11 protein-coding genes are annotated in these 11,863 nt (G+C 39.9%); 6 read left to right on the forward strand and 5 right to left on the reverse strand.

The features are described 5' to 3' along the window. The first annotated feature begins 6 nt into the window (after positions 1–6). Positions 7–867, forward strand: a complete 861-nt coding sequence (locus EHQ24_RS18325; RefSeq protein WP_135603036.1) for an LpxI family protein — start codon at positions 7–9, stop codon at positions 865–867. Continuing rightward, positions 842–2,053, forward strand: a complete 1,212-nt coding sequence (lpxB, locus tag EHQ24_RS18330; protein WP_135603037.1) for a lipid-A-disaccharide synthase — start codon at positions 842–844, stop codon at positions 2,051–2,053. The genes EHQ24_RS18325 and lpxB overlap by 26 nt, the downstream gene beginning before the upstream one ends. Here lpxB and EHQ24_RS18335 read toward each other — a convergent pair. The 5 genes from EHQ24_RS18335 to EHQ24_RS18355 form a co-directional block, all read right to left on the reverse strand. Beyond that, positions 2,027–2,395, reverse strand: coding sequence for a hypothetical protein (locus tag EHQ24_RS18335; RefSeq protein ID WP_135603038.1), 369 nt, complete (start codon positions 2,393–2,395; stop codon positions 2,027–2,029). The genes lpxB and EHQ24_RS18335 overlap by 27 nt on opposite strands. Then, positions 2,380–4,503 (reverse strand): LIC_12586 family protein, encoded by a 2,124-nt coding sequence (locus tag EHQ24_RS18340; RefSeq protein WP_135603132.1) that lies wholly within the window; start codon positions 4,501–4,503, stop codon positions 2,380–2,382. Before EHQ24_RS18340 ends, EHQ24_RS18335 begins: the two co-directional genes overlap by 16 nt. Positions 4,504–4,569: 66 nt before the next feature. Beyond that, positions 4,570–5,262 (reverse strand): LIC12587 family lipoprotein, encoded by a 693-nt coding sequence (locus EHQ24_RS18345; RefSeq protein WP_135603039.1) that lies wholly within the window; start codon positions 5,260–5,262, stop codon positions 4,570–4,572. Beyond that, a complete protein-coding gene (locus EHQ24_RS18350) occupies positions 5,262–7,277 on the reverse strand; it encodes an ATP-dependent helicase (protein ID WP_208725863.1) in 2,016 nt (671 codons plus the stop codon). Before EHQ24_RS18350 ends, EHQ24_RS18345 begins: the two co-directional genes overlap by 1 nt. Before the next feature lie 68 nt (positions 7,278–7,345). Then, the gene (locus EHQ24_RS18355) at positions 7,346–7,942 is read right to left on the reverse strand and encodes a glutathione S-transferase family protein (RefSeq protein WP_135603041.1); all 597 of its coding nucleotides are present in this window, start codon (positions 7,940–7,942) and stop codon (positions 7,346–7,348) included. A 123-nt stretch (positions 7,943–8,065) separates the two neighbouring features. Here EHQ24_RS18355 and EHQ24_RS18360 point away from each other — a divergent pair, with 123 nt between their 5' ends. The 4 genes from EHQ24_RS18360 to EHQ24_RS18375 all read left to right on the forward strand — a co-directional run bounded on the left by EHQ24_RS18360 (position 8,066) and on the right by EHQ24_RS18375 (position 11,854). Further along, positions 8,066–8,608, forward strand: coding sequence for an NUDIX hydrolase (locus tag EHQ24_RS18360; RefSeq protein WP_135603042.1), 543 nt, complete (start codon positions 8,066–8,068; stop codon positions 8,606–8,608). Positions 8,609–8,767: 159 nt separating this feature from the next. Continuing rightward, positions 8,768–9,556: a FecR family protein gene (locus EHQ24_RS18365; protein ID WP_135603043.1), complete on the forward strand. Its 789-nt coding sequence runs from the start codon at positions 8,768–8,770 to the stop codon at positions 9,554–9,556. Between the two features lie 7 nt (positions 9,557–9,563). Next, positions 9,564–10,550: an LBF_2017 N-terminal domain-containing protein gene (locus EHQ24_RS18370; protein WP_135603044.1), complete on the forward strand. Its 987-nt coding sequence runs from the start codon at positions 9,564–9,566 to the stop codon at positions 10,548–10,550. A 62-nt stretch (positions 10,551–10,612) separates the two neighbouring features. Beyond that, positions 10,613–11,854, forward strand: a complete 1,242-nt coding sequence (locus EHQ24_RS18375; protein ID WP_135603045.1) for an MFS transporter — start codon at positions 10,613–10,615, stop codon at positions 11,852–11,854. Positions 11,855–11,863: the final 9 nt, after the last annotated feature.

The raw sequence follows: 11,863 nt of genomic DNA on the forward strand, positions 1-11,863 counted from the left end.
TTTTCTTTGGCAACCAAAGGCCGATTAGCCATTATTGCTGGTGGTGGTGAACTACCTCATATCGGAATGTCAGAAGCCTTGGCAGCAGGTGAGGATCCTCTATTTCTTGGCCTCATCGAATCTGATTTCGTCCCACGAGAACACAGTGCACGGACAATTCCTGTGCACATCACCCAAGTCGGTAAAATACTTAAAACCATCCAAAAAGAAAAAATCTCAAGGATATTAATGCTTGGAAAAGTTCGTAAAGATCTTCTTTTCCAAAAACTCAAATTTGATTTAAAAGCACTCTCCATCCTTGCTCGCACCATCAATCGCAATGACTATCCCATTTTCCTAGCCATTGCTGATGAGTTCGAAGCCATGGGTGTCAAAGTCATCTCCCAAAAGATCTACTTACAATCCCTCCTACTTCCCGAAGGAAGATACACTCCCAAAAAGTTTAGTTCCCAAGAAATAAAGGACATCGACTTTGGAATGTTTTACGCAGAAAAAATGGCCGATTTAGACATCGGGCAAATGGTTGTGGTTTGTGATGAATCCGTCATTGCAGTAGAAGCTGTAGAAGGGACCGATGAAACCATCAAACGTGGCGGCCAATATACGAAAAAAAAGGGAGATGCGGTTGTCTGTAAAAGTCCAAAAGCCAAACAAGATGACCGTTTTGACTTACCTACAATTGGAATCCATACCTTCCAAATGATGCTCGAAAGTGGTTGTAAAACACTTTGTATACGAGAAGGAGAAACTTTAGTAGTGGATCCAAAAACGGCGATTGAATTTGCCACCAAACACAAATTAAACTTCTGTGTCTTAGGAAAAAGTGGAAGTAAGGTTCTCAATGGTAACCAAAAAAAAATCCCATAGTCAAGAGTCAGACAAAAACATTCTAGTCATTGCCGGTGAACATTCCGGCGATTTACTCGGAGCCGATTTATTACAAGAATTGTCCATCCTGGAACCAGAATACAAATTCTATGGAATTGGTGGGGAAGGAATGATCGGACAGGGCCTTGAATCTATGGAAGAACTGGAACACTTAAGTGTCATTGGATTCTCTGAAGCTCTAAAAAAATATAGTTTCTTAAAAAAGATTTTTTACCGCGTTCTTGATGAAACCGCTCAAAGGCCTACGAAACTTGCCATTCTAATTGATTATCCTGGATTTAATCTTCGTTTGGCGAAGGAATTAAAACTTCGAGGAATCCCTACGGTGTTTTATGTATCTCCACAGATTTGGGCTTGGAAGTTCAATCGAATTTATTTTATCAAAGAACAGATTGCACTCATGCTCACCCTCTTCCGATTTGAAGAAGAGATTTATACAGAATACGGCGTGAATGCTAAATTTGTGGGCCATCCCATCACCAAACGAATTCCTGAAAAATTAAAAAAGGAACCGGTGATCACTGAAAAACTTCCCGACTCGCACCATGGATACACTGTGGGACTCCTACCTGGTTCTAGAAAAGGAGAAATTCGTAGGCTGATTGATCCCATCCTCGGAACGGCTACCCTTCTTCACGAAAAGTGCAAATTGGAAAAAAAGAAAGTGGTATTTCTACTTCCAAATATCAATGCCAAAGAAGAACCTTTTATTTTAGAAAAAATAGAAGCCCTAAAACAAACCCATCCCGACATCCAAATTCATTATTTATGGAATGCATCTCTTCGAGTGATGGAAACAAGCGACCTCCTCCTCATTGCTTCTGGAACAGCCACCTTAGAAGGACTCTATTTTGAAACCCCGATGGTCATTCTATATAAAGTGAGTCTATTTACTTACCTATTGGGTTCCCTGCTGATGCGTTCCAAGTTCATTGGACTTGCCAATATCCTTTCCGGTGAGGAAGTTTGTCGGGAAATCACTCAAAACGAATGCCAACCAAAGTATATTTTCGAGGAAGCTTGGAAGATCCTTTCCAATACAAAACTCAGGAATAAAATGAAAGGGATCTTACGGGATGCAAAAGAAAGGGAACTCGGAACTACCAATGCTTCCAAAAAGGCGGCAAAGGAAATCCAATCACTCCTGAGATCCCTTCCGAATTAACCGCACCACTCGATTTTCCCAAGTTCCTATCCAGGATTTGGGTTTTAGGTCTGAATACAAAAAATACCCTTTGATGGTTTCTTCATCACTGGGACGTAAGCGAATTCCTACAGAATCCAATTCCAAACTAAGGCCTTCTGTTCCGTTCCAAAGGACAGTTTGATCTTCTGGTTGGATTTTGATTACATGAGTTTTATTTTCCCATTCCAAAACCCACTCCCCACCAAACGCCGGTAAACTGGAAGCCTCAGGAGCCGTATCAGCAGGATTTTTTTTATCCTGGCAACCAATAGAAAATAAGAATAAAAAAAGAATACTGAGAGAAACTATTTGATAACGCATTTATTATCCTCTTCTGAAAAACTAAAAGTTCCCCGAGATTCGCCGACTAGACCATACGCGGTAAAACCATAGTTTCCATTTTTATTATTTCCGTATCCTTTCAGATCCAAAGATTCACTGGAAACCACCAGGTTCGAAATATAATCCATATCCGAATACCGACTCAAATCAAATTCCATTTGAAAGGGTTTTTTAAAGGGTGTGAGATCCATTTCTAATTTAGAAATTAAATCGGCTTCTTTAAAACTCACGCCAAATAGTTTTAGAAAATAAGAAGTTCTAGCATCTTTATGTAGAGTATAATAATCGCTTCCAATACTATTAAAACTATAATCCAAACTGACTTCCGAAGGTTTTAATTCCGCACCACAAAGATGCATCCAAGGATCAGACCAAGGATATTCGTTCAAAACCAAACTAAAACCAAAGTTGGGAGTTTTACTCGCAAAATAAGAAATCATAGAAACCTTGGAACCAGTATTTCCCAAGGCCAAATTAAAATTCATTCGCCCATCTTTTACTTGTAGATTACCCTTTGCTTCTCCAAGTGATTTTGAGCCGCTATAAGGAAAATAATTTCCAACAGCAATTCCCAAGTCCAAATTCATCGATTCCAAAAAGTATTTATAAACCTTTGTTTGGTAAAAATATTCTTCTGGAATCAACTTCTCCTGGCGTTCCCTGATTTCTTCTAAGGTTTCTTTTTTCCAGTCTTCATACAAAGGTTTCCAATCATTGGCTGTCAGATCTGCCGTTTTGAAACCCAGTTTGGTTTTTGAATTTAATGGATAATAAAAACTTCCATCTGTCTTTTTAGATCTGCCCCAAACATTCACTCCTCCCCCAGAAAGATGGGAAGGTTTACCAAAAACCATAGAATCAAAATTCAAATTCCATTCATTGCCTTCGAGTAAGTTTAGGTTTAAATTTCCATTTTCGATCTGTAAAAGTTTAGAATCCCATTCGATTTCTGATCCGACAATTGCCCCAACCAAACGGAACCATTTGTTTTTATCTCCTGTTTCCGTGAGGTCTAAATTACCATTGAGATTACCGGTTAAAGGTAGAATGAAATTTCCCGAAACATCAGAGATTCGCTCGGTAATTCCTTCTAGAGATTCAATTTGAAATTCAAAATGACGGTCAAAGACAGGTTCTTTAATGGTTTCTTTTTTGACTGAGGTTTTGATCCGAAAGTCTGTTCCTAAAAATTCCCTATCTTCTTTGTTTTCTGTGAATAAAAACACTTCTCGGAACCTGAATCCATCGAGTATAAAGTTTTCAAAAAAAGGAACTGGGATGAGTGAATTTTCAAACTCCACATCTCCGCTCGCAGTGAATCCGGAAACAGGATCTCGAACCACTTTCCCTTCTCCAGAAAGTACAGCGGAATGTACATTCGAACCAAACAGGTAATTGGTTAAAATGATGGCTTCTTCCGATGGATAATTTTTCCATTGGAATTCAAATTGGAACTCGTCCAAATTTGTATCAGAAAACTGACCTTCACCCTTAATGCGAGTTGTGTTCGGAATCCAAAACCAACCATTGTTATATGAAAGGAATAACTTTTTATTTTTGCGTTTTAAAACAATGTCCCAACCTTCTTTCCAATCGACCAAAGTGGAATCGTTTTGTTTTACAGTGAGCCTTGCATCGTGAAAACGAATGTCTTTTAATTTGTTTTTTTGCGCATATTCGATGAGCTGATTTCTTAAACTTACGTTTTCATTCAAAACCAAATGAGGGCTATAAAAATCAATTTGTTCAACTGTGGGAGATTCTTTAAAATAACTAGAGAGACGAAAGGTTACTTTTTTCACCTTCAACATATGGTCGTTAAAGGAAAAGTCTTCTTCATTCGAAACCACTAGATCCTCGATGATCAGTCCCTCACGAAGAGAAAAATCAAGAACCCCAATGTCTACGGCCTTCCCTAGTTCTTTGTTGATGGTAAAAGAGACAACTTTTCTCAATTGGACAAGGGGGATGCGGTAGTTGCGGAGGTAAAATTCCAGACTATAATAGAGTAGGATAAAACAGAAAAAAACAAAACCTAGGGCCAGAAATGAAAATAGAACCCGCTTGTTTTCACGGATTCTATTCATTAAAATTAGAAAGGATGACCTATACTGCGATAGGCGGTAGGAAGAAAAGATCCGTTCCAAAAGAACTTAGAGTTTGCCCTCCGGCTGCAACACTTCCAAACATTCTTTCTGAATGGACTTCAGAGTTTCGTTGTTTGGAAATTCTTCCAATCCTAAATTGGCAACTTGCAAACCTTTTTGGTAAAATCCTGTATTTTTATACTCAAAGCCCATTTTTAAATAAGTCTTTGCAGCCGTTTCAAAATAGAATTCGTCTTTTTTCTGGTTTCCCTTGGTGTAGGTTTTTGTGAGAGTTGCTAGGGCCGGATAGTATTCCCGTTCCGCCACAAGTGACTGTACCACTAGTTTTTTACGTTCCATTAGGTTCGCGTTTTTATCCAATCTTTCGGATTGGTTTAAAAATTGAATGGCCTTAGAATATTCATTTTTTCCCACATAGGCTTTGCCCATGGTGAGGTTCCACTCGGAGAGTTGGACTGGGTTTGACTTTGCTTGGTTGACCTGGTTCAGAGTGGAAATGGTCTCATCATATTTTCCAAGATCGAGCAAAAGTTTTCCCTTTCGAATGATTAATTTGTCTCGGGATTCGTCGGATAGTGTAGAGGATTTGAGATCAGCATCGATAGATTCGATTTGGGCCAAATGAGACCCTGTATTGACTTTGGAAACTCCTGTTCTTTGGTTTCCTTGATTTGATGCACAATTTTCAAATGCCACTACCATCGTAAAAATGAGGGTGAGTGGGAGAATCGATTTCATTAGCCTACCTTTAGTTTGTCTAATTCCTCTAAGAAATTCTTAGTTTCTGTGTCTCTATCCTTCGTTTCCATAGGGAAAAAAAGAACAGCGTCCTGAGACAGCTCATTTAAAAACCGAGAGGGGGCACTCTCGATTTGCTCCCCAAATTTGCGTCTTGTACGAGCCGAAGTCAAGTACAATTTTCGCCTTGGGCGAGTCATACCCACGTAGAGAAGGCGTCTTTCTTCATCGACCACTTCCCCTTCTTCTTCTATAACACGTGAGTTCGGTAAAATTCCCTCTTCTAGGCCTACTAAAAAAACTAAATCGTATTCCAGACCTTTGGACTGGTGCATGGTCAAAAGTTGCACCCGTCGGTCTTCCTCGTCCTCTTTGGGTTCGTCTTCCATTAGAAGGACTAGCCTCTGTAAAAAGTCAAAAATGGTGGCTTTGCCTTCCCGACCCTCTTCTTCCTCAAAAAAGGACAACATATTCACAAGTTCACTCAAATTGTAGATCCGAGCCTTGACCACCTTCTCCTCGGTTTCTTCCATGGAAATTTCCCGCTCAAAACCGATTTGAGTGATCATTTCCCGAAGGATGGGTGCCAGTTTCGGTGACATGGCAAACTTCTTTTTAAAGGCATCCACCATTTCTACGAATTGATAGATTTCTTGTCTGACCTTAGCTTTTATTTCGGGCAAATAGTCAGGACTCTCAATCATTTTATGAAAGATTTCATATAAAGACAGTTTGTGAGTGAAGGCTTCCTCTTGGAGTTTTTGCATGGTGCCGGGGCCAATCCCCCGTTTGGGGTAATTGATGATCCTGAGAAGCGAATAATCATCCTTAGGGTTTGCCACATAACGTAAGTAGGAAATACAATCCCTAATCTCTTTCCGATCAAAGAAATTATAACCACCCACGACTTTGTAGGGAATACTTCTGTTCCTTAGTTCCTCTTCAAAAGGGCGAGATTGGAAATTGGTGCGAAATAGGATGGCAATTTCTTTTCCTTTAAACTCATTTTTAATGAGTAAGGTTTGGATCCTTCCTGCAACAAAGATGGCTTCTTCCCTTTCATCGGCGGTTTCATAATATTCTACTCGTTCTGCTGAAGGGATTCGGCTATATAAGGTTTTTTCCTTTCGGCCTTTGTTGTTTTGGATGAGAGAGTTTGCCGCTTGGATGATGAGTGATGTGGATCTATAGTTTTCGAGAAGTCTAACCACTTTGGCATGAGGGAATTCCCTTTCAAAGTTAAGGATGAGTTGGACATTGGAACCACGAAAGGCATAGATACTTTGGTCGTCGTCCCCTACCACACAAAGGTTGTCACTTTTGCCACGAAATAAAGATAAGAACTCGTATTGGAGTTGGTTTGTATCTTGGAATTCATCCACCAGATAATACTCGTGTTTTCTTTGGTAATAGGCTGCAATCTCAGGAAATTCAGCTAACAGACGTTTGGGAAGTAAAATCAAATCATCAAAGTCGATGGCATTTTTTTCTTTGAGTCCATCTTCATACATTGAAAAAACTTCTGCTGCGATGAGATCAAACTCACCCGTTTGGCCATTGTCTCTCGGATGGACTTGTGTGTTTTTTGCATAAGAAATACGACGTAGGATTTCTTTTGGGGGAACTTTTTTGGGATCGAGTCGTTTGGATTTTAATAGGTCGGAAACAAAGGCTTCTTGGTCTGTTCCATTGAATAATAAAAAGGTTTCGTTGTAACCGAGTTTAGTAATATGTTCTTTTAGGATTTTTAAACCTAACGAGTGGAAGGTGGATAGTGTGATTCCTTTGAGTTTTTCCCGGGGAACCATTTTCCTGAGGCGTTCGGCCATCTCTTTGGCACTTTTATTGGTAAAGGAAAGGGCCACAATTTTGCCCGCTGGGATTTTTACCCCTTCTACCATATGTGCAATCCGGTTCGTGATTACCCTGGTTTTTCCAGATCCCGCACCTGCGAAGACAAGAAGGGGTCCTTGGATGGTGGAAACTGCTTCCATTTGCGCCGCATTTAATTTCATAGGGAGACCGGTAAGGGACATAATCTTGGTAAATCCGATTCGGTCGAGTGAAAAACGGCTGTAATTGATTACTTAGGAGCGGTTTCCTTCCAAGATTTGTTTTGGCCATGGAAATTTAAAAAACTGGCAAAAACTGGATCTTCTTCCACAGGCAATACCGATCGAAAGCGGATCCAATCTAGGGCCGTGTATAGCGCGATTTCGGAAACTCCAACTTTTCCGTCGGTAAAGAAAAAATGACCATTTAACTCGCGTTTGATATACTCTAAAATGGAGCTGATGCGGAGTGCATTTTTTGTCAGATAAGGTGCGGCGTCAGGTTTAATCCCTTCTTTATTCAGATAAAACAAAAGGATTCCATTATCAAGAGCTTGGTCAATGGCTGTTTGTAAATTTGTCTCTCGGTAATGGTGGGTTCCACTTTTGGGTCGAAAGTTTCCACTACCCTTGGTTTCAAAAATATAGTCGGTGATGGTATGGCTGTCCCAAATTTTCACATCATCTATCTCAGCATAAGGGATTTTCCAAAGAGGATTTTTTTCCCGTAATTCTTTTTGGCCTGTCTCTGTCATCGTATCCACAAGGTTAAAAGGAATTCCAAGTTCCAAACAAAGAAAACGAATCCTTCTTACATAAGGAGAGGTGATGCTACCATATAATTTCATATAGAGATAGTATTCTCTATCCCTTCCATCCTTCAAGAGTAAGATTTTGATAATTTCAAAAAAGTGAGAAAATCTCTATACAATTCTTGGATTCAGAATATCCCTTGTTCGAAGGAAATCAAAATGAAAGAACGAAAAAACTGGAAAGACCTATTCCCTACCCCAATTTATACCCTTGCCAGTTTTGATATCCAACTTCCGAGATCTGAAGAAGAAAAAACATATTATGTATTAAAATCAAAAAACTGGGTCAATGTTGTTCCCGTCACGAAATCAGGTGAAATTTTACTCATCAAACAATACAGACATGGAATTGGGGAGATCAGTTTAGAAATCCCAGGTGGGATCGTGGATGAAGAAGGGCCAGGTTCGGAATTGGAATCTGCCATACGCGAACTTAGGGAAGAAACCGGATATGCCACAGAACTCTCCAAATACAAATTACTTTCTAAGTTTTCAGGTAACCCGGCTATGTTTACAAACTGGTCTTATTCTTATGTTGCTTATGATGTGGAACTTGTTCACGAAGTAGAATTTGATGAAGGCGAAGATATAGAAATAGTTTTAAAAAACCCATCGGAAGTAAAACAACTGTTACTTGATGGATCAATCCACCACCCACATATGGCCGCAGCACTTGGGATATACTTTTTACAATCAAAGTAACAACCTAACGATTGTAGAGTTTTTTACTAACTACCCCTCGGAGATTTACATTCATTCTTTAGTGAATTCTAAAAAAACGAACCAAAACTATATTTAGAAAAATCCCCAAGAATCTCGAAATTGCTGGAAAATTAATCATTAGTTTGAGACAGTATGTATATGAGAAAGTCCATCGCAAAGTCAATCCTAGTACTTATCATAGTATTCAGTCATCTTCCGCTTTTTGCAGAAGATGGTGAAACATTAGAGCCAATTACCATTACAGTCCAGAAGGGAGAAACCCTTTCTCTCATTTCAGAAAGACATCTTTCTGATCCCAAACGGTGGCCAGAACTTTTAAAACACAATAAAATCCCGAATCCCGATCTAATCAAACCAGGTTTATCCTTAGTGGTTCCCGTTTTCCTTAGAAAACCCGTTGTTGGTGTCACTGAATTTGTGATGGGACAAGTGGAATGGAATGGAACTGGTGGTAAGGGACCTTGGGTTCCTTTGAAACTCGGACAAGAACTCCATCCCAATGACCAAATCAAAACCACCGGCAAGGGAAAAACAGATGTTCATATCAATAACGTTGGTATGGTGCGAATTTTGACAAACAGCCATTTTGAAGTGAAAGGTGCCGAGAAAAAAGGTGGGGCAGTAACAGTTGCTCTGTTTAAAGGAAGTTTGGATGCTAAGGTCACAAAATCCAATCCACCGACAAATGAACACAAATTCAATATTGTAAGCCCCTCTTCCACTGCGGGTGTTCGCGGAACGGAATTTCGAGTGGAATTAGATGAAAAATTAAGTTCTACTATTTCCTGTTTTGAAGGAGTAGTAGATGTTGCTGCACAAGGAAAAACAGTAGAGTTAAAACAAGGAATGGCTACTTTTGTTGAAAAAGGTAAGTCTCCTGTGCAACCTTATAAAATTCCCGAAGCGCCACGCCTCAAAGAAGAATAGAAGGAATATGAATCGAAATTTTTTACTGATCCTTGGGATTGTTTTTCTTACATTTAGTTCTCTAGTTTCTAAACCAAAAAGAGAACTTCGCATAGCAATCGATGCTGAAGCAGATGCCAATTTTGAATTGGAACTTTGGCAAGAGAAACCGAATGAGAATGGGGACAGCATTGCCCCCAAACCTCCAGAATCCATTCAGTTTAAGGGAAACAGAATTACTGTAACACCCAAGGATGATTTTGAATACTTTCGTGTTCGTAGACTCGGTGAATATGGGGCTAAAGGGTTTTGGACCCAAGTATATTCTACAAATGTGGATCCAGGTTCCCCTCTCTCTGTTCCCAAAGAATATGTTGCTACCAAAAAAGCCTTTGTTCCTAAAACGGAACCGAAAAAAGCCACTTCAGTAATTTCGGGTGATAGTTTTGTTATTGTAAAAGAAAAGGATGAATCCATTCGATATCTGACAAAAGACCATCTAACACTCAATCCTACCGATGATGCATCGGGAGTTGCCGAAATACGTTATCAGATGAACAGAGGCCACTGGAATTCCAGCAAAGCGATGACCTCAGTTCCAGTCCAAGAAGAAGGGAATTATAAATTTTTGTATTTTTCTCTAGACCATGCTGGTAACAAAGAACCAATTCAAGTTTTAGACTTTATTAAAGATTCTACTCCACCTGAAACAAAACTGAACTGGGTAGGACAAACTGCAAGTGGTAAAGGCGGGGTTAAGTTCCTTTCACCAGAAACTAAGATCAAACTCACCTCGAAAGATCGTTTGAGTGGAACCAAAGACATACTTGTTGCTTACACTTGTCAGTCGGGGAACCAATCTGAATTTAAACCATATACTGCTGAGATTTCGATTATTGAGTTAAAAGCAACATGTAAGGGATCCTTTCAATTATTCTATTACGGGATTGACAACGTAGGGAATGAGGAAGCAGTCAAAACATTGAATATCCAATTGGGTAGCGAATCCAATTAAGAAATAAACATTAAGATTGTCGATTGCCCCAAATTTAGGGCTTCTAAACACTGGCCTAAGAGATGAAGAAAAACCTTTCTTTGGCCATTTTCAAACACCGTGACTTTCGTTACTTTATTGTCGCAAGATTCTTTATGGTTCTAGCGATCAACATCCAAGCCACGATTGTCGGTTGGCAGGTTTATGAACTAACAGGAAGTGTCCTTGACCTAGGTCTCGTTGGACTTTTTGAAGCAATCCCCTCCATCATTGTTGCCCTTTATGCCGGACATCTCGCAGACTTAAAAGATCGGCGTAATATCATTGTTATCTGCCTCTTCTTTTTACTTGTTTGTTCTCTCACTCTTTTTGCATTCACTGGCCCTCTGTCATTTTTACTGGAAACCTACAAAGCATATCCTATATTTTTAGTGATTCTGGTTTCAGGAATTGCGAGGGGGTTTATATCCCCAGCCATCTTTAGTTTTGTCACACAACTTGTGCCAAGAGAACATTACCCACATTCGGCGGCTTGGATGGGAACGTCCTTCCAAGCAGGTGCCGTGATTGGACCTGCTCTCGGTGGAATAGTATACGGAAGTTTTGGAATGCAGGCCGCGTATGTACTGGATTCGATATGTATTGGACTTCCCTTTTTACTTTTCTTTTGGATCGCAAAACGTGACCTTCCGGAACGCAAAGAAAAGGAAGCGTTAAAAGACAGTCTTCTCAAAGGATTACGTTTTGTTTTGAAAAACGAAATCATGTTAGGTGCTATGGCCCTAGATATGTTTGCAGTTTTATTTGGAGGAGCTGTTGCCCTTCTCCCAGTTTATGCCAAAGACATTTTATTTGTTGGTTCCGAAGGTCTAGGATATTTACGAGCAGCCCCTTCTTTCGGTGCTCTCCTCATGGCCTATTACCTCACGTATAAACCACCTTTGGAAAAGTCCGGCCGAGTTTTATTACTTTGTGTGTTTGGATTTGGAGTTTGTATGCTTGTATTTGGCCTTTCCCATTCCTTTTTACTTTCCCTAACTGCTCTCTTTCTTTCAGGAGTTTTTGATAGTGTTTCCGTTGTGGTTCGTTCCACCATCATGCAAACCATGACTCCTGAGGATATGCGGGGCCGCGTAAGTGCGATCAATAAAGTCTTTATTGGTTCTTCAAACGAAATTGGAGCCTTTGAGTCAGGGGTTTCCGCAAAATTCCTTGGCCCGGTGGGTTCGGTTGTTTTTGGAGGAGTTATGACCATCCTTGTTGTGTTCTTTACCTTCCGTTTATCTCCTAAGTTAAAAGAATTAGAACTGAAAAACTGGGTTTAAAAATGCTTG

The sequence above is a fragment of the Leptospira noumeaensis genome (assembly GCF_004770765.1).
GTDB lineage: Bacteria > Spirochaetota > Leptospiria > Leptospirales > Leptospiraceae > Leptospira_A > Leptospira_A noumeaensis.

Coding starts and splice junctions, on each gene's coding strand:
- lpxB (WP_135603037.1), top strand. CDS start 842: ATGGTAACCAAAAAAAAATCCCATAGTCAAGAGTCAGACAAAAACATT.
- EHQ24_RS18335 (WP_135603038.1), bottom strand. CDS start 2,395: ATGCGTTATCAAATAGTTTCTCTCAGTATTCTTTTTTTATTCTTATTT.
- EHQ24_RS18340 (WP_135603132.1), bottom strand. CDS start 4,503: ATGAATAGAATCCGTGAAAACAAGCGGGTTCTATTTTCATTTCTGGCC.
- EHQ24_RS18345 (WP_135603039.1), bottom strand. CDS start 5,262: ATGAAATCGATTCTCCCACTCACCCTCATTTTTACGATGGTAGTGGCA.
- EHQ24_RS18350 (WP_208725863.1), bottom strand. CDS start 7,277: ATGAAATTAAATGCGGCGCAAATGGAAGCAGTTTCCACCATCCAAGGA.
- EHQ24_RS18355 (WP_135603041.1), bottom strand. CDS start 7,942: ATGAAATTATATGGTAGCATCACCTCTCCTTATGTAAGAAGGATTCGT.
- EHQ24_RS18360 (WP_135603042.1), top strand. CDS start 8,066: ATGAAAGAACGAAAAAACTGGAAAGACCTATTCCCTACCCCAATTTAT.
- EHQ24_RS18365 (WP_135603043.1), top strand. CDS start 8,768: ATGAGAAAGTCCATCGCAAAGTCAATCCTAGTACTTATCATAGTATTC.
- EHQ24_RS18370 (WP_135603044.1), top strand. CDS start 9,564: ATGAATCGAAATTTTTTACTGATCCTTGGGATTGTTTTTCTTACATTT.
- EHQ24_RS18375 (WP_135603045.1), top strand. CDS start 10,613: ATGAAGAAAAACCTTTCTTTGGCCATTTTCAAACACCGTGACTTTCGT.